Here is a 22,894-nt window from a genome sequence, read left to right as displayed (position 1 = left end):
CAACTCTCCCGCTAGAAATAGAATATACATTCTGATATCAGCCGCGTTCGAGGTCGGCAAGGATCGACGGGGAGAGGGAAAGGCATGTCCCAGACGGGATGGACCAGACGCGAATTTGGCGGTGCGGCGGCATTGATGGCAGCCGTGGTCGGTATGCCCGCGGCCGTATCGATGCTGTCGCGGCAGACCGAGGATGACGCACCGACCGATCGCCAGCGGACGATGATGCGCGCTGTCAGTCAACTCGTTGTTCCGCGTACCGGCACGCCCGGCGCCGGTGACGTCGGCGTCGGCGATTTCGTGATCCTCGCGCTCGCGCATGGGCTGGACGGAACGCGCCGGCCGGCTGCATCGCAGGCGCTGCCGCCGCTCGCCACCGGTCACGTGCGCCCCGACGGCAGCTTGCGCTTCGTCGCCTGGCTCGAGGCGGAGCTCGACCGCGCGGCAAATGGCGACTGGGTCGGCAAGTCCGAAGCGCGCCGCGCGGCCGTGCTGACCAAATTCGACGCCGATGCCTATGCGGCGCAGGGCGACCATCCATGGAAAAAGGTGAAGGGATTGATCCTGACCGGCTATTACACGTCCGAAACCGGCGGCGCACGCGAGCTGCGCTATGAGCTGACGCCGGGCCTCTTCGATCCCGCGGTGCCGCTGAAGTCCGGCGAGCGCGCATATTCGAGCGACTGGACCGCAGTGGATTTCGGCTGATGGCGCAGGACATGCAGTTCGACGCGATCGTCGTCGGCTCCGGCATTACCGGCGGATGGGCGGCCAAGGAGCTCGCCGAAGCGGGCCTCAAGGTGTTGATGCTCGAACGCGGGCGGATGATCGAGCACCAGACCGGTTATGTGAACGAGACCAAGGCGCCTTGGGAAATGCCGTTTCGCGGGCTCGGCGACGCGGAGAACTATGCGCGCGAATATCCGGTGCAGATGCTCAACCGGCACTTCACCGAATTTACCGAGCCGCATTTCGTCAACGATGCCGAAAATCCGTACAGTCGGGCCGAGGGGACCGATTTCAACTGGTTCCGCAGCTATAATCTGGGGGGCAGGTCGCTGACCTGGGGTCGGCAATCCTATCGCTGGTCGGACTATGACTTCGGCGCCAATGCGCGCGATGGCCATGGCACCGACTGGCCGATCCGCTATGCCGACCTCGCGCCGTGGTACGATAAGGTCGAGGAATTCATCGGCGTATCGGGCGCGGCGGAAGGCCTGCCGCAGCTACCCGACGGCAAGTTCCAGCCGCCGATGGCGCTCAACGTCGTCGAGCAGGCGGTGCGCGAGCGGATCTCGGCGCGCTGGCCCGAGCGGCGGCTGACCATCGGCCGCGCCGCCAACCTGACCCAGGCCAAGGAGGGACGTAGCGAATGCCAGCGCCGGTCGATCTGCGCGCGCGGCTGTTCCTATGGCGCCTATTTCTCGACGCAATCGAGCACGCTGCCGGCCGCGCAGAAGACCGGCAACCTCACGCTCATCACCGATGCGGTGGTGGAAAAGGTCGATTACGATCCCGCGACGCGCCGCGTAACCGGCGTGCGCTGGATCGATACGAAGAGCAAGGCGCGGGTGAGCGCGACCGCGCGGATGGTGTTCCTCAACGCCGGCGCGTTCAACTCCGTCCATCTGCTGCTCAATTCCGCCAGCGACGCGATGCCGAACGGGTTGGCCAATACCAGCGGGGTGCTGGGCACCCACATCATGGATCATGCCAGCACGCTGGCGGCGATCGCGCTGATGCCGGGGTTCGAACAATGGACGACCTTCGGCAATCGGCCGACCGGGATCGTCATCCCGCGCTTTCGCAACATGGATGCGATGGACGGCGTCGGACACAGCCGCGGCTTCTCTTTTCAGGGCGGCGCGCTGCAGTCGGGCTGGACGCGCGGCAAGCGCGAGGCTGGGATCGGCGCCGCATACAAGGACTCGCTCCAGCCGCCGGGGCCGTGGCGGATGGTGCTGGTCGCCTTTGCCGATTGCGTGCCGCGCGCGAGCAACCGGCTCACGCTGGACCACACGCGAACCGATGCCAACGGCCTGCCCGTGCTCAAGGTCGCCTTTGCGTTCGGTGCCGAAGAACATGCCGCGCTGGCACAGGCCAAGGCGGACGCGGCCGACATGATGACCCAGGCCGGGGGGCAGGTCATCATGGGGTTCGACCGGCCCAATCCGGGCGGCAGCGCGATTCACGAAATGGGCGGCGCGCGCATGGGCAATGATCCGGCGACATCGGTGCTGAACAAGTGGAGCCAGGCGCACGACATCGCCAATCTCTTCGTGACCGATGGCGCGCAGATGAGCTCGACCGCGTGCCAGAACCCCTCGCTCACCTATATGGCGCTGACCGCGCGCGCCGCGAACCACGCGGTCGAACAACTCAAGGCCGGAGCGATCTAGTCGGAATGCGTTCGGCGGTTCAACGGTCGGCGCTCTCCAGCATCCCGATGCTGTCGAGCCAGCGGTAGAACTGCTCGATCCACTCCGACGACGCCGTGCCGGGACGGCCGAGGCCGAAGCCATGGCCGCCATTGGCAAGCAGGTGAAACTCGATGGGGCGTCCGGCCTTGCGATAGGACTCGACCAGCGGAAAGCCGTCGACATTGCGCAGCAGGAAATCGTCCGCCGCGATCGCCACGAACATCGGCGGCGCGTCGGCAGGCACGGTCATCGCGGCCATGTTGGGATAAATCGGCGCGGCGAAGGCCGGCATCGTCGCGCCGCCCTGCGCGACCACCGATCGGGTCAGGAACCCGCCCGCGGAAAAGCCCATGAACCCGACCCGCCTGGGATCGATGCCATAGCGCGCGGCATTGTCGCGGACATGCGCGAGCGCGGCGAGACCGTCTGCCAGCGCTTCGGGCGGGGTGTCCTTGGGGTTGGCGAAGCTCACCTTCTCGCCGGCAATCATCCGGTTGAATTCGGCGTCCCACACCGCATTGTCGCGCGGCGTCGGCAGCACGCGATATTTGAGGACAAAGGCCGCAATGCCGTGATTGGCGAGCCAGCGCGCGACCTGCCACCCCTCCGCATCGATCGCCAGGCCCAGGAAGCCGCCGCCCGGCGCGACGATCACTGCGGCGCCGGTCGAGGGGCCCGCCGGCAGCACCGGGGTGAGGGTGGGGTGAGAGACGTTGCGCACGCCGATCGCGCCGTTCTGCAACATCCATTGTTCGCGATCCGGGCCCTGTCCGGGCGCAGTGGCGAGCGGTTCCGCGCCCGGCTGAAGCGGCGCTTCGATGACGTCGTGGCGGAACCGTGGCGGCTCCTGCGCCAGCGCCGGAGCCGTCCCCAGCAAGACGAGCAGAAGCGACGCCGTGATATGCCAGTGCGTGCTGGTCATGCGGTTGCCTCCACGGGCCGTGTGCGACCGATCAGGAACAGCACGGCGACCGCGCCGACCAGCCCGGTGATGCCGGCGACGAGGAACGCGCCCTGCATCGTGCCGACCTGTCCGCGCACGACGCTGACGATCAGCGGCGAGACGAACTGGCCGAAGAAGAAGCAGGCGGTCCACAACCCCATGCCACGACCGCGATGCGCGTAGGGCAGCTGTCCCTGCGCCCAGTAGATCAGCGTGACGACGCCCATCCCGGCGCCGGTCTGCTGCACGGCCATGCCCAGCACCATCATGCGCCAGTCGCCGGCGATCCCGATCAGCGCGAGGCCTGTTCCGAGAACGGCGAGGAATGCGGAAACCTGTCCGCGCGAGCTGATGCCATAGCGACCCAGTAGCCAGTAGATCAGCGCGCCGAGCAGCACGAACAGGCTGGGTAGCGCGGTGATCCGGCCGATCTTGCCCGGATCGGAGACGCCGAGCTCCTGCCAGACCAGCCCGCCGTTGATGATGAAGACATAATAGAGGATCGAGGAGAACAGCGTGACGCCGCCGATCGTCGCGAACACCCCCCACGGCACCTTGCCCGCGTCTGCGGCGCCGTTCGACACGGTCGCGGTCGTTTCCGACCGCGGCTCGTACATGAAGCGGAGCATCGCGAGGAAGATGGGGAAAGCCACCAGATAGAGCAGGAAGATGCCGTTCCACCGCCAGGCGGTGAGCGTGCCGGCGAAGAAGATCATCAGCGACGACAGGCCGGGACCGATCAGACCCTGGAGCGTGAGCCAGTTGCGACGGCCGCGGTCGTCCCAATAGTCCGCGATCAACGTGTTCAGGGTCGTGAGGATCGCCGCCTCGCTCAATCCGAGCAGCAGGCGCGAGGCGTAGATCGCATCGAGCGATTCGAGCAGGAACGGGACCGCCCCAAACACGCCGTAGAACAGGGTCGAGATCAGCAGCAGCTTGCGCCGACCGAACTTGTCCACGAGCATCCCGATGAACAGTGCGACCAGAGCGATCGTGAGGCCGGGCGCGGAAACCATCGCGGGCACCTTCCACCCGGCATTGGGATCGGCGCCGAAATGCTGAATCATCGCCGGCACGGCGGGGAACATCGACACGATCGCCATGATGGGCAGGAAGCCCGCGACGATCACGGTCAATCCCTGCGGCACGCCCGGCGTGCGTGATTTTACTGAAGCGTCCAACGCACCTGTCTCCCCTCGGTCGCGGCAATCTGAGGTGTTGGGCCCAGCCGCTTGCCTTGACGATAAGAGAAGTTCCCGCATAATAGAAGCATCATTTTAATTAGTGCCGACGGATCGCTCGTCGCATGGTTTCCGACGCGGAATTGGGGGACGGATGGTTGGGACGGCCAAGGCGCCGGCAGGCGCGGGCGCGGGCGAGGCACTGACCAGTCGCCAGAAGACCGTCGCGTTCGTGACGGTGCTGATCGCGCTTGTACTGGAAGTGGCCGACACCACCATCGTCAACACCGCGCTGCCCGAGATCCGCCGCGCGCTCGATGCGTCGCCGGCCGCGATGCAATGGATTGTGGCAGGCTATCTGCTGGTGCTCGGCGCGCTGCTTCTGCTCGGAGGCCGGCTCGGGGATGCGTTCGGTTATCGTCGCATGTTCCTGATCGGGGTCAGCGCGTTCATCGTGACATCGACCTTTTGCGGGCTCGCGCAGACTCCCGAACAACTCGTCATCGCGCGATTGTTGCAGGGTGCTGCGGGGGCGATGATGGGACCGCAGGTGATGGCCATCGTCCAGGTGCTGTTCACGCCCCTCGAACGCGTTGCCCGGCTCGCCTGGTTCGGCGTGATCGGCGGGCTGGCCGCGATCCTCGGGCCGATCCTGGGCGGGCTGTTGATCGAGGTCGATCTGTTTGGGCTCGGCTGGCGGCTCATCTTCCTCATCAATCTGCCGATCGGCCTGTTTGCCCTGTGGCTGGGCATCCGCACGATTCCGCGCACCCATGGCGCGCACGGGTTGCGGATCGACATACCGGGCGCGGCGCTGTTCGCCGGTGGCTTCGCCGGCGTTTTGCTGGCCTTGATCGACGGATCGGAACATGGCTGGCCCGCCTGGACTCTGGTAAGCGGACTGGGCGGACTCGCGGCGATCTACGCCGGATGGTGGCGTGCGCAGGTTCGTCGGCGCGACGGTCTGGCGGCGATGATCGAGCCGACGCTGTTCGAACTGCGGACGTTCCGCTGGGGCCTGCTCGCCATCCTCGCCTTCGCGTCTTCGGCGACGGGGTTCCTGCTCGTGCTGGCGGTCTCGCTCCAGCAGGGCCTGGGCAAGTCGCCGCTACAGACCGCGCTGATCCATGTGCCCTTCAGTCTGGGCGTCATGGCGGGGATCAGCCTGATCGGGAAACGCTATCTGCCGCGATTCGGGCGGTGGCTGCTGGTCGGTGGCACGGGCGTGCTGGCGGTCGGTGGCGCGCTGTCGCTCGCGCGGGTCGCGCAGGGGGATGGCGGTAGCGCGATCCTGCTCGCCTTGCTGGGCCTTGCCGGCATGGGCATGGGCATGGTCGCAGGCCCTCTCCCCCCGGTAGTGGTCGCGGACGTCGACCGGATCCATGCCGGAACCGCCAGCGCAACGCTACGGACCGCGCAGCAGCTGGGCGGGGCGCTGGGCATCGCGATCGTCGGCTCGGCCTTCTTCCTTGGCGCGAACGGGGAAGGGGCCGGACGGCTCGCGGGGCTCATGCCGGCCAGCGCAATATTCGTCCTGCTGCTGGCGCTGTCGGCAATCGCCTCGCTGCGCCTGCCTGCCGACATATTTGGAACGCGCGCACCGAGTCCGCGTTGAGCTGCGCGCCGGGCCCATATTCACAGTAACAATTCCAATATCTCGCCGATGTCCGCGCCGATGCCGGCACGTCCCAGTCATGAGGTCGTCCGCAGCCTGTATCCAACGCCCGGTTCGTTCTGAATCAGCGCCGGTCGCGCCGGGTCTGCTTCCAGCTTCTGTCGAAGGTTGCGCACGACAATCCGCAGATAGTCGACCCGCGTCGCATGAGCCGGTCCCCAGACAACCTGTAACAATTGCGTGTGACTGATCACCCGGTCGGGGCGCCGCGCAAGTTCCGCGAGCAACTCATATTCCTTGGGCGACAGGTGCACTTCCTCGCCGGCGCGTCGAACGCGGCGGTGGACCAGATCGATCTCGATCTCGCCGACAGTTACAAGTTCGCGGTCGGCGCTGCTTGCGAGACGGTGGCGCAGGGCGGTGCGGATGCGCGCCAGCAGCTCGTCGGTATCGAACGGCTTGGTCAGATAATCATCCGCGCCCAGGTCGAGCGCGGCGACCTTCTCCGCGACATCTTCGCGCGCCGAGACGACGAGCAGCGTTGCAGTCGAACGTGTCTTGATCGGCTGGATGAGTTCGATCCCGTCGCGGTCGGGCAGGCCAAGGTCGAGCAGCACCGCGTCGGGCTTCTCGATGTCGAGCAGCGACAGCCCTTCGCGCGCGGTGCCCGCCTCGACCGCCACATGCCCCGCGCGCTGGAGGGCAGCGCGGAGCAGGCGGCGGATATGGACGTCATCCTCGATGACGAGAACTTTGGTCGACAGGGCCATCCCCCCGTTTACGGCTGCGGCGCCGCCCGGTCGAGCGCTCGGTTCAAGGCGAGGACATTCACCCGATCCTCACCGAGAAAGCCCAGCATCGGCGTTTCGATATGGCGACGGACGAGCGTCTCGACGGTGCCGCGCTTCAGGCCCCGCGCGGCCGCCACGCGATCGAGCTGCAACAAGGCCGCTTCGGGGCTGATATGGGGGTCGAGCCCTGAAGCGGAGGTCGTCACCAGATCGGCGGGGACCGATTGTCCTGGTGAAGTCCTGTGGGCGGCGACATCGGTCGTCACGCGATCGATCAGCGCCTGCGAAGTCGGGCCGAGGTTCGAGCCGGCCGAAGCGGCGGCGTCATAGCCATCGGCACCGGCGGCCGAGGGGCGGCCATGGAAATAGGTCTCGCCGACAAATTTCTGGCCGAGCAGTTCGGAGCCGATCACGCGGTCCCCCTCGCGGATCAGGCTGCCATTGGCCTGATGCGGAAAGACGAGTTGCGCGACGCCCGTGATCAGCGCGGGATAGGCGAGGCCGAGCAACAGCGCGAACAAGGCGGTCAGCACGAGTGCCGGGCGCAGGGCGGTTTTGAGGTCGGTGAGCATGGAATGACTTCCTTCATAAGCCCCTCCCCTCGAGGGGAGGGGCTAGTTCCACTAGGCGAGGTTGAGGCCGGTGACGGCCAGGTCGATGAACTTGATGCCGATAAACGGCGCGACGAGGCCGCCCAGGCCATAGACGGTGAGGTTGCGCGCGAGCAGCGGACCCGCCGCCATCGGCTTGTACGCGACACCCTTGAGCGCCAGCGGGACGAGGCACGGGATGATCAGCGCGTTGAAGATAATCGCCGACAGGATCGCGCTTTCGGGCGAGCCCAGACCCATCACGTTGAGCACGCCAAGTCCCGGATAGAGCGCGACGAACATCGCCGGGATGATCGCGAAATATTTCGCGACGTCGTTCGCGACCGAGAAGGTGGTCAGCGCGCCGCGCGTCATCAGCAGCTGCTTGCCGAGGCCGACGATCTCGATCAGCTTGGTCGGGTCGCTGTCGAGATCGACCATGTTGCCCGCCTCGCGCGCGGCCTGGGTGCCGGTGTTCATCGCCACGCCGACATCGCTCTGGGCCAATGCAGGCGCATCGTTGGTGCCGTCGCCGCACATCGCGACCAGCTTGCCGCCCGCCTGTTCCTTGCGGATCAGCGCCAGCTTGTCCTCCGGCGTCGCCTCGGCGAGGAAGTCGTCGACCCCGGCCTCGGCGGCGATCGCGGCGGCAGTGAGCGGGTTGTCGCCGGTGATCATCACCGTGCGGATGCCCATCCGGCGCAGTTCGGCGAAGCGTTCGCGCACCCCGGCCTTGATCACGTCCTTGAGCGCGACCGCGCCGAGCAGCTTGCCGTCCTTGGCCACCGCCAGCGGGGTCATGCCGGCGCGGGCGATCTCGTCGGTCAGCTTGCGCAGTTCCGTGGCAGCTTGTGTGTCTCCAAGCCCAGGATTGGCGCGCAGGACCGAATCCACCGCGCCCTTCTGGATCAGCCCTTCGGCGATCTTGACGCCGGAAATGCGCGTCTGGGCCGTGAAAGGAATGACTTCCGCTTCCGCCGGGAGGCTGGGCACCGATACGCCGAATTTGTCGCGCGCCAGCACCACGATCGACCGGCCCTCCGGCGTCTCGTCGGCCAGGCTGGCGAGCAGGGCGGCGCGCGCGAGGTCCTCGACTGCCGTGCCGGACAGCGCGCGAAACTCGCTCGCCTGACGGTCGCCGATCGTGATCGTGCCGGTCTTGTCGAGCAGCAGCACGTCGATATCGCCCGCCGCCTCGACCGCGCGGCCCGACTTGGCGAGGACGTTGAAGCGCACCAGCCGGTCCATGCCGGCAATGCCGATCGCCGACAGCAAGGCCGCGATGGTGGTGGGGATCAGCGTGATCAGGAGGGCGGCGAGGATCGCGACCGGAATGCTTCCGCCCGCATAGCTGGCAAAGCCCGGAATGGTTGCGACCGCGATCAGGAAGATGATCGTCAGACCGACCAGCAGGATGGTCAGCGCGATCTCGTTGGGGGTCTTTTGGCGCTCGGCGCCCTCGACCAATGCGATCATGCGATCGAGAAAGCCCTGACCCGGCTCCTGCGTGACGCGCACCTTGATCGAGTCGGAAATGACGCGGGTGCCCGCCGTCACTGCCGAACGGTCGCCGCCGGCCTCGCGGATCACCGGCGCGCTTTCGCCCGTGATCGCGCTCTCGTTGACCGATGCGACGCCCTCGACCACCTCTCCATCGGCGGGGATCAGGTCGCCGGTCTCGACCAGCACCAGATCACCTTTTTCAAGCAGCGATGCACCGACCAGCCCCCAGGCGTCGCCGACGCCGATCAGGCGCTTGGCCTGAAGCTCCGCCTTGGTCGCGCGGAGCGATGCGGCCTGTGCGCGGCCCCGGCCCTCGGCCAGCGCCTCGGCAAAGGTGCCGAACAATACGGTCAGCCACAGCCACACGATCAGCTGGATCTGGAACGGGATGGCGAGGCGCTCGCCCCCGATCCCGAGCAGCACGGTCAGCAGCAGCGCAACCACGGCGGTGACGAACAGCACCGGGTTGCGGATAAGCTGGCGCGGATCGAGCTTCTTGAACGCGTCGCCGATCGCAGGGAGGATCAGGTCGGCGGTGAACATGGATTTGGTGGTCATCAGTCGGCACTCAGAAGAGCTGGCCACGGACCATCGCGATGTGATCGGCGATGGGTCCAAGCGCGAGCGAGGGAAGGAAGGTGAGGCCGCCCAGGATCAGGATGATCCCGACGAGCAGGCCGACCCACAGGCCGCCGGTGGTCGGGAACGAGCCCGCGGTTTCCGGCGTGTATTTCTTGGCGGCGAGGCTGCCCGCGATGGCGAGCACCGGCACGATCACGAAGAACCGGCCCAGCCACATCGCGACGCCGAGCAACGCATTGTAGAAGGGCGTGCCCGAAGTGATCCCGGCAAAGGCCGAGCCATTGTTGCCGGTCGCCGAGCTGAACGCATAGACGATCTCCGAAAAGCCGTGCGGCCCCTTGTTCAGCGGTCCCGCAAGCCCGTCGGGCAACACCGCGGCGAGCGCGCTGAAGCCGAGGATGCAGAGCGGGAGGATCGCGATGGCGAGCACCGCCAGCTTGACCTCCCGGCTTTCGATCTTCTTGCCGACATATTCCGGCGTGCGCCCGACCATGAGCCCCGCGACGAACACCGCGAGGATGGCGAAGAGCAGGAAGCCGTAGATACCCGCGCCGACGCCGCCGATCACGACTTCGCCCAACTGGATATTGAGCAGCGGGATCATGCCGCCCAGTGCGGTGAAGCTGTCATGCATTGCATTGACTGCACCGCACGATGCGGCGGTTGTGACCGTCGCGAACAGCGTCGAAGCGGCGATGCCGAAGCGGACCTCCTTGCCTTCCATATTGCCGCCGGGAACGCCCAGCGCATGGAGATTGGGATTGCCTGCGGCTTCGGCCCAATAGGCGGCGCTCGCGCCCGCAGTGAATAGGATCAACATCGCGGCGAGGATCGCCCAGCCCTGGCGGGTGTTGCCGACCGCCTTGCCGAACGTCCAGGTCAGTCCCGCGCCGATCGCGAAGATCGACAGCATCTGGACGAGGTTGGTCAGCGCGTTCGGATTTTCGAACGGATGCGCGCTGTTGGCGTTGAAGAAGCCGCCGCCATTGGTGCCGAGCATCTTGATCGCTTCCTGCGACGCGACCGGGCCCAGCGCGATCGATTGCCTCACGCCCTCAAGCCCCGTCGCATCGACCAGGCTGGCAAAGGTCTGCGGCACGCCATTGGCGACAAGAAACAGCGCATAGACCAGACAGATCGGCAGCAGCAGATAGAGGGTGACGCGCGTCACATCGGCCCAGAAATTGCCGAGTCCGCTGATCTGACGCCGCGCAAAGCCGCGAAAGAGCGCAAAGGCGATCGCGATGCCGGTTGCCGCCGACAGGAAGTTCTGGATCGTCAGCCCCAGCATCTGGCTGAGGTTCGACAGCGCGACCTCGCCCGCATACCATTGCCAGTTGGTATTGGTGGTGAAGCTGGTCGCGGTGTTGAACGCGCCATCGGCGGTAAGGCCGGCAAGCCCGCGCGGGTTGATCGGCAACACGCCCTGCAACCGCAGCACTGCATAGGTGAACAGCAGCAGCGCTAGGTTGAAGACCAGCATGTGCAGCGCATAGCGGCGCCAGCTCTGCTCGACGGTCGGGTCGATCCCGGCGAGCTTGTAGAAGCCGCGTTCGACCGGACCCAGCACCGCGTGGAGCGGCGTGCGACGCCCTTCATACAATGCGAACAGCCAAAGCCCCATTGGCTTGGCGAGCGCCGCGACCAGCGCGACGAACAGGAGGATCAACCCCCATCCCTGGACGGTCATAGCATCAGGACTTTCAGAATTTCTCGGGCCGGACGAGCACGGCGGCGAGGTAGAGGAGCAGGGCGAGTGCGGTAGTGCCCGCGAGCGTCAGGTGAAGGCTCATCTCAGGCCTCGTCGCACAGGCGCAGATAAGCGAGCGTCGCGAGGAACAGGCCGCCGAGTATGGCGAGCCAGATCACGTCAGACATGAGGGAAGACATGGGGCGGACTCCGAATGGTTTCGGAGGGTCAATTAGGCGCGGAACCCGTTAAGGTTCGCCGGTGAATGCGGGCATTCCGCATTAAGAAAGCATAAGGATTGGGTCGCCGCGGTTGGCTTTCGCCCGCGCGCGCGTCAGTGTCGCGTCGATGCCAGACCCCGACTCCCGCCCTTCCCCCGAAGCCCTGCTCCGCACCGCACAGCGCGAAGCGCGCGGCAAGCTCAAGATATTCCTCGGCGCGGCGCCCGGCGTCGGCAAGACGTTCGAGATGCTGCGCGAGGGCGCCGAAAGGCTGAACGGCGGAACCGATGTCGTGGTCGCGGTGGTCGAGACGCATGGCCGCGCCGAAACCCAGGCGCTGGTTGCGCCGTTCGAAGTGATCGCGCGCCGCACCCTGTCCTATCGCGGGCATGAGCTGGAGGAGATGGACCTCGACGCGGTGCTTGCACGCCGTCCGCAGCTCGCGCTGGTCGACGAGTTCGCGCACACCAATGTCGAGGGCAGCCGCCATCCCAAGCGCTGGCAGGACGTGACGGAGCTGCTCGACGCGGGCATCGACGTCTATACGACGCTCAACGTCCAGCATGTCGAAAGCCTCAACGACGTCGTCGCGAGCTTCACCAAGGTGCGGGTGCGCGAGACCGTTCCCGACAGCGTGTTCGACGGTGCCGAGATCGAGGTGGTCGACCTGCCGCCCGACGAGCTGATCGAACGGCTCAAGGAGGGCAAGGTCTATGTCCCCGCCGAAGCGTCGCGCGCGCTCGGCCATTTCTTCTCCAAGCCCAATTTGTCGGCGCTGCGCGAGATGGCGCTGCGCCGCGCCGCGCTCAGCGTCGATCAGGCGTTGCTCGAGCATCTCGACGCGAGCGCGCTGCCCGGCACCTTTGCCGGGGGCGAGCGGGTGCTGGTCGCGATCAGCGAACTGCCGGGGTCCGATGCGCTGGTGCGCGCTGCCAAGCGCCTCGCCGATGCCCTGCGCGCACCGTGGCAGGCGGTCTATATCGAAACCCCGCGCGCCGAACGCTTCGGCGAAGCGGAACGCCGCCGCATCGCCAACACGCTCAGCCTCGCCGCCAGCCTGGGGGCGACCATCGCGACCGTGCCGGCCGCCAATGTCATCGAAGGGCTCACCACCCATGTGACCGGAATGCGCGCGACCCAGCTGGTGATCGGCAAGTCGGTGCGCAGCTGGTGGTTCGAACTGCGTCACGGATCGGTTGTGAATGCGATGCTGCGCGCCGGGAACGGCCTGGCGGTGCATGTCATCCCAGCGGCAGGGGAAACCGGATCAACGCGCGCTGCCAGAGCGGCTGGGTCGGATTTATGGGGAGACCCGAGCGTTTACGGGATCATCGCAACGATGGTCGGTGCGACGATCGGCGTCGGAAAACTGGCCGAGCCCTGGATCGGGCTGGGCGGCGTCGACCTGATCTTTCTGCTGCCGGTGATCCTGGCTTCCGGTCGCTTCGGACTGCGACCGGGGCTGATCACCGGACTCCTTGCCGGGCTGGCCTATAATTTCTTCTTCCTGCCCCCGTTGCACACCTTTACCATCGCCGACCCGCAGAGCCTGCTCACAATGTTCGTGCTGATCGGCATCGCCGCATTCACCGCGAACCTGGCAGGCAAGCTCAAGGCGCGCGCAACCTTGGGCGCACGCGGCGCACAGGAGAATGCCGCGATCGCCGCATTCGGCCAGGCGCTCGCGCGCGCATCGGATTGGGAAACGACCAGCGCAATCATCTGTGACGAAGTATCGCGCCTGCTCGACCTCAACGTCGTCCTGCTCAACCGGCGTACCGACGACCTTGGGATCGTGGCAAGCTGCCCGGTGGCGCGCGGCGAACTGGGGCCGGTGAACCGTGCGGCGGCGGACTGGGCCTGGGACCGCGCCGAAGCGTCCGGCGTGGGGACCGCGACGCTCAACGCAGCCGATTGGCAGTTCCACCCGCTCAAGACAGCGCTCGGCGTGCTCGCGGTCATCGGCATTGCGCGCCCCGACGGACGCGATCCCGTTCGCGCTGACCGCGCTGTGCTGCTCCAGACTCTGCTCGGACAGGCGGCACTGGCGCACGAACGGCTGAAGCTGGAGGACGAGGTGCGCGAGGTCAGCCTGCTCAAGGAGCGCGACCGGCTCCGCGCGGCGCTGCTGTCGTCGATCGGGCATGACCTGCGCACGCCGCTCACGTCGGTCGCGACCGCGATCGAGGCGATCGCCGTCGACCATCCCGGCGCGCCGACGCTTCCGATCGCGCGGATGGAGGTGGCCCGGCTGCGCCGCTTCCTCGACAATCTGATCGACATGGTCCGGATCGATTCCGGCACGCTCGAACTGCATCCCGAGCCGATCGACCTGACCGACGCGATCGGCGGTGCGGTCCATGACCTCAAGGATCTGTTCCGCGGTCGGCATATCGACCTCAAAGTTCCCGCAAATCTGCCCTTCGTCAGTGCCGATCCCACATTGCTGCATCACATCCTGATCAACCTGCTGGCCAATGCGGCGCAGCATGGCGGCGAGCGCGGGACCATCACGATCCTGGGCCGCCGGACGCCCGATGCAGTCGAGCTATCGGTGCAGGACGAGGGTCCGGGCCTCCCGGCAGGTCAGGAAGCGCGGATTTTCGAGACCTTTGCGCAAGGACGCGGCAGCGACCGCCACGGCGGCAGCGGCCTTGGACTTGCCATCGTCAAAGGATTTGCCGACGCGATGGGCATCCGGGCATCGGCGGCGAACCATGACCAGGGGGGCGCTGCGTTCACGCTGCACTTCCCCAATCGGCTTCTGGAAATCGCTTCGCCTGTCAGCAATGCCTGAGCTGATCCACGACACCAACTGTCCGCTCCAACGATTTCGTCGCCAAAGCCTGCCCGCTCTGCCGGCCCAATTCCGGAAATCCAGAATTCTCACGCTTCTGGCTTGACGATGGTGACCCCTACGGAAGCCTCTTAATTATTATATCGCATTGAGAAACGCCAATAAATGCAGACTATGTGCGATCAGTACCATCAAATATACCATCACAACAATGAGATATCCTGATGCTGTTAGGTGAGGGCAATGCTCTCTGACTCTCGGTCGAGCCTCGCATGGGCGTTCGGGCGCCCGAGTGGCGCTATGCGGGTTCAATCCGATAGCGCGGTGCCTGATTTAGACGCGTCTGCCCACGCGTATTCGACAAGCGAAACACGGAGAACGTATGTTTGTCGTCAGTACGAAATAGACCATTCTGGACACGATCGATTCTGGCTCGGCCCTCGGAAGTTGTTAGGCTGATCGCGGGTGAATTGGAGCGGCTGAAATTACCCTTGCAATGTTGGAATTCAAATGTTCCTACAATGTTCTTCAACGGCGGGAGTGGGAATATGAAGGAAGCAAGGACGGGCGCGGTTATTCTGGTCGCGGCGCTCACAGGACTGGCTGCAGCGGCCGCAGAAACAGTGACCTATGGCTATGACACGCAGGGACGGGTGAAATCGGTCGCGGTGTCGGGCGGTCCGGCGAATGGAACAAACACCGCGATTTGCTATGACGCCGCGAACAACCGCGAACGATTTACGATGAATGGCAGTGGGTCAGCGGCCTGTTCGCAGGCGCCCTATCCGACACCAACGCCGACAGCGGCGCCTTGATCGGATGAGAAAGCCGCGACCGACGTAGCGTCGCGGCGCATCGATTTCAGAGAGATTCGGAGATAAACATGAACATGCGAGCAATTTTGCTCGCCAGCGCGGCGTCGCTGGCGGGAACGGGGATGGCGTGCGCGCAGACCGGGCCGATGGCTCCAGTGCGTCAGACGCTGGACGACAATGGCGTCGACCTTTTGCGGGGCGAGCTGGTGGTCGAAAAGACGCTGCTTACGATCGGCGGCGATCAGGGCATGCAATATCGGGTTCGTACTCAGGGAACCGGTACGCGCAGCAATATCTGGGCGTCGCTGTACAAGTCCGGCTCTACCATCATGGCGAGTGTCGATAATGTGACCGACCGGTTCACGGTCTCGGGCTCCACCTTCACACCGACCGAAGCGCGGGGCGCGACGCTGACGGTGTCAGGTAGCACCTATACCTATACGTCGCGCGAAGGCACGGTGGTGACCTTCACCAAGCCAGCGGCGAACGAGGTGGCATATGACACGTATGCGACCGAAGGATTCGCAACCTCGATCGCGCGGCCCAGCGGCGAGCGGATCGACCTCACGTACGAGCGCCGTCTGTTCTGCGTGGCCTATGAGGGCGATTTCTGCACGGGCGGGTGGAACTGGGCGCGGCGAATCGCGTCGGCGAAGAACTCGAACGGCTATGCCTTCAGTATCGGCTATGCGAGCGACGATCTCGAAGATGGCAGCCAGCTGCTGCCGTGGCTGGCGATCGGCAACGTCAAGGCCGTCAACCTCACGCAGGAATATTGCAACACGGCAGCGGCCTGGTGCGCGACAACCGGCAACTGGCCGACGCTCGACACGCCCAACAGCCAGTATGTCGGCACGACGATGGGCCCGAGCGGCATCACCGCGATCACGCTGCCGGGCAACAGTACGCCGGACGTGACCATCGCGTACACGAGCGGCAAGGTCAGCGCGATCACCGACCATGCTGGCACGACCAGCTATGCCTATGCGGATGCGAGCGGCGAGCGCACCGTACCGTCACCAATGCGCTATCGCAGACGACCACCTATGTGTTCGACATCACCAGCGAGCGGCTAAAATCGGTCACCAATGGTGTCGGCAAGACCGTCTCCTATCAGCACGATGCCAGCGGGCGGCTCACGCGCGTGACGCAGCCCGAGGGCAATTACACGAAGCTTACCTATGATGGCCGTGGCAACATCACTGAAACGCGAGCCGTCGCCAAGTCCGGATCGGGGCTGTCCGATATCGTCGAGACCGCGAGCTTCCCATCGACTTGCTCCAACCCGGTAACCTGCAACCAACCGACATCGACCACCGACGCGCGCGGCAAGACGACCGACTATACCTACAGCTCAACCCATGGCGGAGTGCTGACGGTCACGCTTCCCGCGCCGTCGGGATCGGGCACCCGACCTCAGACGCGCTATACCTACGCAACGCAGCAGGCGCAGATCAAGAACGGCTATGGCTCGATCGTCGGTTCGGGGCAGAATGTGACGCTGCTGACCGGCGTGTCGCAGTGCCTGACGGGCTCGGTTTGCACCGGCACTGATGATGAGCAGAAGCAGACGATTGCCTATGGCAGCACCGGAGTCGCCAACAACCTGTTGCCGACCAGCGTTACCGTGGCAGCGGGCGATGGCACCGTCAGCTCAACCACAACTGCGAGCTATGACGCGATCGGCAATCTGACCACGGTCGACGGACCGCTGTCGGGAACGGCTGATACGACGACCTATCGCTACGACTCCTATCGCCGTCCGGTCGGAATGATTGCGCCCGATCCCGATGGAGCGGGCGCCCGCAAGCGCCGGGCGACGAAGCTCACCTACAATGCCAATGGGTTCAACACCGTCACCGAGCTGGGGATTGTCAACGGGACGTCGGACACCGATTGGGCGGCGTTCGTCACGACGCATAAGGTGGAAACGAGCTTTGACGGCGACGGGCGCGCAACGCGTCAGGTGTTACGCTCGGGCAGCACCATCTATGGCGTGACCGATATGAGCTATGACGCGGCTGGGCGCGCAAATTGCGTAGCTCAACGGATGAACCCCGCCGCGTGGGCGACAGTGACGACCGCTTGCACGGCGCAGACAGCAGGCAGCGATGGCCCGGACCGAATCGCGCAGACCCTTTACGACGCTGCAGGCCGGGTGATCCGTACGATCGGGTCGAAGGGGATCAGCGGCGGTGAGGTGCATGAGACCGCCACCTGGACCGACAATGGTCAGTTGCGCACGCTCATGGACGGCATGGGGAATCCCACTACGTTCGAATATGACGGGTTCGACCGGCTGAAGAAGACGCGCTATCCTTCCACCGTGGTCGGATCGCTTGCGAGCTCGGCCACCGATTACGAAGAGCTGACCTACGACGCCGGATCGAACGTAACCAACCGCCGACTTCGTGACGGCAACAGCATCGGCTACACCTATGACGATCTGAACCGCGTCACGACCAAGAACCTGCCCGGGACCGAACCCGACGTCAGCTACACCTACAATCTGCTCGGCCATCTGACGGGGGCTTCGCAGACCGGCAATGCGCTCACGTACACTTTCGATGCGCTCGGTCGCAATGTCGGAGAAACCGGGCCCCAAGGCACGATAAGCTATCTGTATGACGCCGCCGGGCGGCGCACGCGCACGACGTATCCGGGCACCGGTCTGTACGTTGCCTATGATTATGATGTGACCGGCAACGTCACCGCAATCCGGGAGAACGGCGCGGCGTCGGGCGCTGGCGTGCTCGCGACCTATGGCTATGACGATCAGGGCCGCCGCACGAGCCTCACGCGGGGCAACGGGGTGGTGACAAGCTATGGCTATGACTCGGTATCGCGACTGACGTCGCTGGCGCACAATCTGGCGGGTACCATCCAGGATACGACGAGCACGTTCACCTACAACAGTGCCGGACAGATCAAGACGCGGGCGATCAGCAACGATGTTTATGCCTGGACCGGCGGCGCGACGGTCGATCGCGGTTACACGCGCAATGGGCTGAACCAGTATACCGCCGCAGGCGGCACGAGCTTCAGCTATGACGGCAAGGGCAACCTCACCGCGTCGGGATCGGAGAGCTACACCTATAGCAGCGAGAATCTGCTCAAGACCGGACCGTCGAGCGTGACGCTCACCTATGATCCGCTGCTACGCCTCTATCAGAGCAGCACGGCGGCGCGGCGGTTCGCGTACGACGGTGGCAACGTTATCGCCGAATACAACACCAGCAATACGCTCCAGGCGCGGCATGTGTTCGGTCCCGGCGCAGACGAGGCGATCGTCTCCTATGATGCGAGCGGAAACCGTAGCTGGCTGATCGCCGACGAGCGCGGTAGCATCGTTGCGAAGACCAACGGCAGCGGCGCTCCCACTGCGATCATGGCATATGACGAGTATGGTATCCCTGATGGTGATGATGTGGGCCGGTTCCGCTACACGGGGCAGGCCTGGTTGCCGGAGCTGGGGCATCAGTATTACAAGGCGCGGATGTACTCGCCCACGCTAGGCCGATTCATGCAGACCGATCCCATCGGATATGGCGACGGGATGAACCTCTATGCTTACGTGGGGAACGACCCGGTTAATTTGATCGATCCCGACGGAATGGAGGGTGTGTGTGCGCACCTCGTTGATGAGAACGGCAACCCTATTTCGGGAGGTTGCAATCGGTGGGGAAATGGGGGCGGCGTCGCCCAGCCAAGCAGACACGCGCCTCATCATGAGCCGCGTGAGGTGGTGTTAGAAATTGTTGTGACAGCTAAGCGTCTACCGCGAGAGGGTCTGATGGGTAAGAAGATACTCGATGACATCCTCGATTGTGGTATCGAACAACTCGGATTGTCGACCGTACTATCGGCAGACCTCGTAAGAAGAGGGTTGCCAGAGCCCGGTAGCAAACGTTTTGTAACAAGAGGGTCGTCCCCAGGAACATCGAAACTATCAAGCAGCCTCTCAAAGGCGTTTCCTCAGAAAATTCCTCGAACGTGGACGCCTGATCTTTCGTTTTTTACACTGGAGATACGAGCTCAATACGGCGCATTGGTCGAGTTTCGTCTACCCTTGGCCGCACAGCAGGTAGACTGCTTCCGGTAATCGGTGCTGGATTCTTGATTTGGGACATAGGATCGACGGCGTACTGTGTGTACAGGAAGAATTAATATGGATGAAACAGAAAAAGGATTAGTTGATATCTTGCTCAGGGACTTTTCTGTTCGCCGTGAAGTCTTTTCGCATAGTCTAATATGCTATGATATTGGTATTTGCGATGGAGAGTTTCAGGAATTTATGGCTCTTGCTGAGGAGCGCTTTGATCTGAAGCTTCCTTCGCCTTGTCCCCTGCCTTTTAAAGAGGAAGAGGCATCTATTGAGATCGTCGCAGATTGGATCAAGCTTCAGCAACGCGAGTAATTTGGGAAAGAGGGTTGCTCGGTCGATTGGGGATGGCTGACTCAGTTTCAAGAACCTAACGCGCTGTGTCCGGAATCTCCTAAAATTCCAGCGGCGGTTTTCTATCGCTCTGGTATCCACCACATCTCCGACGGGCCGTGGCCGCTGACGCGATGGTCGACTAGCGCGATAGGAGCGTGAAGCGAGACGCGAAATCAAAGGAACTCGCACTGGCGACCCGCTTGGAGAATTGTCCGACAGCTTCCAGGCGGGCGATATGAGCGGGACTGTAGAGAGCCCGATCGCGTACGTCCTTCTTCGATAGCAGTCTCACTATCGCTAACTCCCGTGTGAGAGCGTCGCGACGCTCAGGTTTCACCTGAGCAAGCGGGACGTATCACAAAGTTGCTGGAGCGGGCGAGAGGCCGCTGCCGATAGAAAATCCGGCCTCAGTATTCTGAGGCCAGCAAGATTGTCATCACCCGTCGGGTGATATGTTCGTTCGCGGGATCGGGCGAGCCAAACTTCAAGCGGAGATCATAATAGTCGATCTTCCAGTAGAGCTTTTGTCCGGCCAGCGTGAACGGTCCGAAGTCGTGCTCGCTGGGGGATCTTTGTCGGATGCGAAGGCGTCAGACTGCGTAGTCAGTTGGATCGTCAGCACGACTACAGCCTTCTGAGGCTTTGAACGCCTGACGTAATCATCGAATCTTCGCTTATCCATCCTTCCGAATGTGGTTCACCCCTTGCCATCCTGATAGAATATCGGATTGCGCAGCCAGGCATCGATCGCTGACGCCCTCCAGCCGACGCAGCGTGTGCTGATCTGAACGTTCTGTGGGAATGTGCCGTCGTGCATCTTGCGGTACATCGTGGAGCGACTGAGCCCGGTACGGTCGAGGACGGTATTGATCCGGAGGATGCGGTCTGGGGTTTCGGTCTGCATTGAGATCACCTTGCATCGTCTGCGTCTGACTGGTGCCCCCGGGGGCAATTTGGGCGAAAATCCTGGCTTCTGAATAGAGCCTCTCTGGTGTCAGGAGGGTACTGTGCGGTGCCAGCGCGCACATACGTAGTTGCGGCGTAGTTTGGTTGTTCGAGGGGCGAAGTGTCAGGGCGTCTCACGCCTTGCGTGATTGCGCTCTACCCCGCTTGCGCGGCACCGAGTCGCCTTCGCGTCTCGGCCCTTTCGGGTGACGATCGCGTGACGCGGGCCGGGCGCTGCCCGGAAGTTGAACGCGATTGATAGTGAGCGGACCCTGGCGGACTTCTGCGAAGCCGCCAGGGTCCGCAGCGCCCTTTGCTTTCCGCGTGGCACGCTCGATCCGGCCGGAGGGCGCGGCGGCGGCTGCCGCATCGACCAGTATGCCGAAGATCACCGCGCGATCGTCATCGGTCAGTTCGATGAGTCCGGCCTTCGCAACGAGACCGCCAAGCTCGATCAGCTGCCGCGTTCGCTCGCGGCGCTTCACGACCCAGCCCCGCTCGTCGTCACGCGCGATCCTGGCGGTCCGCCGGTGGCGTGCCGCTATCGCCCGCCGAAGGGCCGCGTGGGTTCGCGCCAGTGCTGCCGCCAGCGCGCCGCGTAACCCAACGGCCAGTTTGCCGTGACGCCGGAAATGGGTCCTGCTTGGGTCGCGCAATTGCCGGTCGCGAGATTTCATGGCGTCGGTCCGGTGACCGCTGCCAAAATGAAGAGACTTGGAACCGAAACGGGTGCGGACCTCAAGGCGCAGTCGATCGAATTTCTGACGCGCCATTTCGGCAGCTCCGCCGATTGGTACCATGGCATCGCGCGCGGCAACGACGACCGGCCGGTGAACCCGAGCCGCGAACGCAAATCGTCAGGATCGGAGACGACGTTCGACCGCGACCTCACTGACCCTGCCGGCATCGAAGCGGGCGTCCTGAAAATGGCCGACGATGTTGCCGCCTGGTGCGCCGAAAGGCGGCAATACGGTCGTACGGTCACGGTCAAAGCGAAGTTCGCGGATTTTAGGCAGGTGACACGAAGTCGAACACAGCCCCACACGGTGCGCGATCAGGATGCAATACGAGCCACGTCGATCGATCTGATCCGCACCCTCTATCCGCTCGAGCAAGGGGTACGCCTGGTCGGAGTGACGGTGTCGAACTTCGAACCCTCAAAAGCCCGAATGCCGCTATTCGGTGACGCCGGACCCTAGAGGCAAGCCCGGTCGGCTTTGCGCCCTATTATCGGATATTCCGAAGCCGATCGCGTGATCCCGAGAGCGGTCGTCGGTACAGCTGGGGAGGTATGGGGGTTTGGCGCCTTGCACTCACTCCTTCAAGCGGACGCGTCGTCAGGTCGCACTCTTGCCGTCGGGGTCGCCAGACTGAGCAAGTTGTCGTATGCAAACGCTATGTCAGATCGACATGCAGACTCCGTCGAAGAGGTCTTGCAGTCCTCCTCAAGCGCCGCGCAGTCCTTTGTCGCGGCCAGCTGGTGTCGTTCGGGCCTTAAGCACGGACTCGATGCCGGGGCCGCGCGGGTGCCGGAGCTGGTGTCCGGCAGCGAGCTTACCCAGCGGCGACAGCGCCATGGCCTGATGCTCGAGGTGGCACGCCCGCTGCTCGACCAGCTGTATCAGACCGTCGCCGCCACCGGCTGCGCGGTCATGCTGTCCGACAATGACGGCGTTATCCTCGAATCCCGCAGCCAGACCGGCGACCGCGCAATGTTCGACCGGGTCGGGCTGACCCCGGGCGGGGTGTGGAGCGAAAGCCGCGAAGGCACCAACGGCATCGGTACATGCCTCGTCGAAGGGCGACCGGTCACGATCCACCGCGACGAGCACTTCGCCTCGCGCAATATCGGGATCAGCTGCATGGATGCGCCCGTGCGCGATGCGGCAGGACGGCTCGTCGGGGCGCTCGACATTTCCAGTTGCCGCGAAGATCACAGCGCGGCGATGGGGGCGCTGATTCAGAAGATCGTCCAGGACGCGGCGCGCAGGATCGAAAGCGGCATGTTCCGCAAGTTCTTCGCCGGGCATCGCATCATCGATGCGAACCTGCCGGGCGGCGAGGCGGCGCTGCTGGCGGTGGACCGCGACGATCTGGTGATCGGGGCGACCTATGCCGCGCGCCATCGCCTCAACCTGTCTGATGCGAACCTCACCGGATCGCGCAGCGCGGCAGACATTCTGGGCGGCGAAGAGACGGCGTCCTTCCACGACTCGGAAAGGGCGGTCCTGCGGCGCGCGCTTGCGCAGGCCGATGGTAACGCCACCCGCGCTGCCAAGGCGCTCGGAATCGGGCGGGCAACGCTCTATCGCCGGATGGAGAAGGTCGGCCTGACGCGCGGCTGACGCTTCGTTTTTCAAACT

Annotated in this window: 20 protein-coding genes; 10 read left to right on the top strand and 10 right to left on the bottom strand. The window is 64.4% G+C overall.

The genetic code is table 11. The features are described from left to right. The first annotated feature begins 84 nt into the window (after positions 1 to 84). Positions 85 to 708, top strand: coding sequence for a gluconate 2-dehydrogenase subunit 3 family protein (locus FPZ54_RS09170; RefSeq protein WP_239019777.1), 624 nt, complete (start codon positions 85 to 87; stop codon positions 706 to 708). After that, a complete protein-coding gene (locus FPZ54_RS09165) occupies positions 708 to 2,399 on the top strand; it encodes an FAD-dependent oxidoreductase (protein WP_239019776.1) in 1,692 nt (563 codons plus the stop codon). Before FPZ54_RS09170 ends, FPZ54_RS09165 begins: the two co-directional genes overlap by 1 nt. Before the next feature lie 19 nt (positions 2,400 to 2,418). On the opposite strand, the gene FPZ54_RS09160 is transcribed toward FPZ54_RS09165, so the two are convergent. Further along, positions 2,419 to 3,342, bottom strand: a complete 924-nt coding sequence (locus FPZ54_RS09160) for an alpha/beta hydrolase (protein ID WP_145846580.1) — start codon at positions 3,340 to 3,342, stop codon at positions 2,419 to 2,421. After that, on the bottom strand, positions 3,339 to 4,544 hold the full coding sequence (locus tag FPZ54_RS09155) for an MFS transporter (protein WP_239019775.1): 1,206 nt from the start codon (positions 4,542 to 4,544) through the stop codon (positions 3,339 to 3,341). The genes FPZ54_RS09160 and FPZ54_RS09155 overlap by 4 nt, the downstream gene beginning before the upstream one ends. A gap of 154 nt (positions 4,545 to 4,698) precedes the next feature. Here FPZ54_RS09155 and FPZ54_RS09150 point away from each other — a divergent pair, with 154 nt between their 5' ends. After that, positions 4,699 to 6,159, top strand: a complete 1,461-nt coding sequence (locus FPZ54_RS09150; protein ID WP_239019774.1) for an MFS transporter — start codon at positions 4,699 to 4,701, stop codon at positions 6,157 to 6,159. A gap of 77 nt (positions 6,160 to 6,236) precedes the next feature. Here the strand turns inward: FPZ54_RS09150 and FPZ54_RS09145 are convergent, their stop codons facing one another. The 5 genes from FPZ54_RS09145 to FPZ54_RS09125 are packed head-to-tail and all read right to left on the bottom strand — an operon-like array spanning position 6,237 to position 11,418. After that, a complete protein-coding gene (locus FPZ54_RS09145) occupies positions 6,237 to 6,929 on the bottom strand; it encodes a response regulator (RefSeq protein WP_145846577.1) in 693 nt (230 codons plus the stop codon). Positions 6,930 to 6,937: 8 nt separating this feature from the next. Beyond that, on the bottom strand, positions 6,938 to 7,522 hold the full coding sequence (kdpC, locus tag FPZ54_RS09140; RefSeq protein WP_145846576.1) for a potassium-transporting ATPase subunit KdpC: 585 nt from the start codon (positions 7,520 to 7,522) through the stop codon (positions 6,938 to 6,940). Positions 7,523 to 7,573: 51 nt separating this feature from the next. Beyond that, positions 7,574 to 9,601, bottom strand: a complete 2,028-nt coding sequence (gene kdpB / locus FPZ54_RS09135; RefSeq protein ID WP_145846575.1) for a potassium-transporting ATPase subunit KdpB — start codon at positions 9,599 to 9,601, stop codon at positions 7,574 to 7,576. Between the two features lie 10 nt (positions 9,602 to 9,611). Beyond that, the gene (kdpA, locus tag FPZ54_RS09130; RefSeq protein WP_145846573.1) at positions 9,612 to 11,315 is read right to left on the bottom strand and encodes a potassium-transporting ATPase subunit KdpA; all 1,704 of its coding nucleotides are present in this window, start codon (positions 11,313 to 11,315) and stop codon (positions 9,612 to 9,614) included. 13 nt (positions 11,316 to 11,328) lie between these two features. Next, complete coding sequence (locus tag FPZ54_RS09125) at positions 11,329 to 11,418, bottom strand: potassium-transporting ATPase subunit F (RefSeq protein WP_145846572.1); 90 nt, start codon at positions 11,416 to 11,418, stop codon at positions 11,329 to 11,331. Positions 11,419 to 11,663: 245 nt separating this feature from the next. Here FPZ54_RS09125 and FPZ54_RS09120 point away from each other — a divergent pair, with 245 nt between their 5' ends. From FPZ54_RS09120 to FPZ54_RS09100, 5 genes are all read left to right on the top strand, one after another. After that, positions 11,664 to 14,333, top strand: a complete 2,670-nt coding sequence (locus FPZ54_RS09120; RefSeq protein WP_145846570.1) for a sensor histidine kinase — start codon at positions 11,664 to 11,666, stop codon at positions 14,331 to 14,333. A gap of 521 nt (positions 14,334 to 14,854) precedes the next feature. Further along, positions 14,855 to 15,148, top strand: a complete 294-nt coding sequence (locus FPZ54_RS09115) for a hypothetical protein (RefSeq protein ID WP_145846569.1) — start codon at positions 14,855 to 14,857, stop codon at positions 15,146 to 15,148. Between the two features lie 68 nt (positions 15,149 to 15,216). Then, complete coding sequence (locus tag FPZ54_RS09110; protein ID WP_145846567.1) at positions 15,217 to 16,224, top strand: hypothetical protein; 1,008 nt, start codon at positions 15,217 to 15,219, stop codon at positions 16,222 to 16,224. Continuing rightward, positions 16,197 to 19,250 carry an RHS repeat-associated core domain-containing protein gene (locus tag FPZ54_RS09105; RefSeq protein WP_145846566.1) on the top strand — a complete coding sequence of 1,018 codons (3,054 nt, stop codon included), beginning with the start codon at positions 16,197 to 16,199 and terminating at the stop codon, positions 19,248 to 19,250. Before FPZ54_RS09110 ends, FPZ54_RS09105 begins: the two co-directional genes overlap by 28 nt. Before the next feature lie 66 nt (positions 19,251 to 19,316). Continuing rightward, the gene (locus FPZ54_RS09100; RefSeq protein ID WP_145846565.1) at positions 19,317 to 19,565 is read left to right on the top strand and encodes a hypothetical protein; all 249 of its coding nucleotides are present in this window, start codon (positions 19,317 to 19,319) and stop codon (positions 19,563 to 19,565) included. A gap of 428 nt (positions 19,566 to 19,993) precedes the next feature. Here FPZ54_RS09100 and FPZ54_RS20175 read toward each other — a convergent pair whose 3' ends face one another. From FPZ54_RS20175 to FPZ54_RS20500, 3 genes are all read right to left on the bottom strand, one after another. Continuing rightward, a complete protein-coding gene (locus FPZ54_RS20175) occupies positions 19,994 to 20,095 on the bottom strand; it encodes a DUF3768 domain-containing protein (RefSeq protein WP_239019809.1) in 102 nt (33 codons plus the stop codon). 188 nt (positions 20,096 to 20,283) lie between these two features. After that, positions 20,284 to 20,490 (bottom strand): helix-turn-helix transcriptional regulator, encoded by a 207-nt coding sequence (locus FPZ54_RS09090; protein WP_145846563.1) that lies wholly within the window; start codon positions 20,488 to 20,490, stop codon positions 20,284 to 20,286. A 175-nt stretch (positions 20,491 to 20,665) separates the two neighbouring features. Beyond that, complete coding sequence (locus tag FPZ54_RS20500) at positions 20,666 to 21,208, bottom strand: conjugal transfer protein TraD (protein ID WP_145846562.1); 543 nt, start codon at positions 21,206 to 21,208, stop codon at positions 20,666 to 20,668. Between the two features lie 12 nt (positions 21,209 to 21,220). Here FPZ54_RS20500 and FPZ54_RS09080 point away from each other — a divergent pair, with 12 nt between their 5' ends. Beyond that, positions 21,221 to 21,730, top strand: coding sequence for a DinB/UmuC family translesion DNA polymerase (locus FPZ54_RS09080; protein ID WP_239019773.1), 510 nt, complete (start codon positions 21,221 to 21,223; stop codon positions 21,728 to 21,730). Between the two features lie 234 nt (positions 21,731 to 21,964). After that, positions 21,965 to 22,876, top strand: coding sequence for a GAF domain-containing protein (locus FPZ54_RS09075; RefSeq protein WP_338419563.1), 912 nt, complete (start codon positions 21,965 to 21,967; stop codon positions 22,874 to 22,876). Positions 22,877 to 22,894: the final 18 nt, after the last annotated feature.

Origin of the sequence: Sphingomonas suaedae, assembly GCF_007833215.1 — a bacterium.
Lineage (GTDB): Bacteria > Pseudomonadota > Alphaproteobacteria > Sphingomonadales > Sphingomonadaceae > Sphingomonas > Sphingomonas suaedae.
Note: the sequence above shows the minus strand (reverse complement) of the source record. Positions and strands in the feature narration are given on the sequence as shown.

Excerpts from the sequence above, each read along its gene's own strand:
- FPZ54_RS09165 (WP_239019776.1), top strand. The coding sequence starts at position 708 with ATGGCGCAGGACATGCAGTTCGACGCGATCGTCGTCGGCTCCGGCATT.
- FPZ54_RS09090 (WP_145846563.1), bottom strand. The coding sequence starts at position 20,490 with ATGCAGACCGAAACCCCAGACCGCATCCTCCGGATCAATACCGTCCTC.
- kdpA (WP_145846573.1), bottom strand. The coding sequence starts at position 11,315 with ATGACCGTCCAGGGATGGGGGTTGATCCTCCTGTTCGTCGCGCTGGTC.
- FPZ54_RS09160 (WP_145846580.1), bottom strand. The coding sequence starts at position 3,342 with ATGACCAGCACGCACTGGCATATCACGGCGTCGCTTCTGCTCGTCTTG.
- FPZ54_RS09115 (WP_145846569.1), top strand. The coding sequence starts at position 14,855 with ATGTTCTTCAACGGCGGGAGTGGGAATATGAAGGAAGCAAGGACGGGC.
- FPZ54_RS09100 (WP_145846565.1), top strand. The coding sequence starts at position 19,317 with ATGGATGAAACAGAAAAAGGATTAGTTGATATCTTGCTCAGGGACTTT.
- FPZ54_RS09125 (WP_145846572.1), bottom strand. The coding sequence starts at position 11,418 with ATGAGCCTTCACCTGACGCTCGCGGGCACTACCGCACTCGCCCTGCTC.
- FPZ54_RS09110 (WP_145846567.1), top strand. The coding sequence starts at position 15,217 with ATGAACATGCGAGCAATTTTGCTCGCCAGCGCGGCGTCGCTGGCGGGA.
- FPZ54_RS09170 (WP_239019777.1), top strand. The coding sequence starts at position 85 with ATGTCCCAGACGGGATGGACCAGACGCGAATTTGGCGGTGCGGCGGCA.
- FPZ54_RS09145 (WP_145846577.1), bottom strand. The coding sequence starts at position 6,929 with ATGGCCCTGTCGACCAAAGTTCTCGTCATCGAGGATGACGTCCATATC.
- FPZ54_RS09120 (WP_145846570.1), top strand. The coding sequence starts at position 11,664 with ATGCCAGACCCCGACTCCCGCCCTTCCCCCGAAGCCCTGCTCCGCACC.
- FPZ54_RS20500 (WP_145846562.1), bottom strand. The coding sequence starts at position 21,208 with ATGAAATCTCGCGACCGGCAATTGCGCGACCCAAGCAGGACCCATTTC.
- kdpC (WP_145846576.1), bottom strand. The coding sequence starts at position 7,522 with ATGCTCACCGACCTCAAAACCGCCCTGCGCCCGGCACTCGTGCTGACC.
- kdpB (WP_145846575.1), bottom strand. The coding sequence starts at position 9,601 with ATGACCACCAAATCCATGTTCACCGCCGACCTGATCCTCCCTGCGATC.
- FPZ54_RS09150 (WP_239019774.1), top strand. The coding sequence starts at position 4,699 with ATGGTTGGGACGGCCAAGGCGCCGGCAGGCGCGGGCGCGGGCGAGGCA.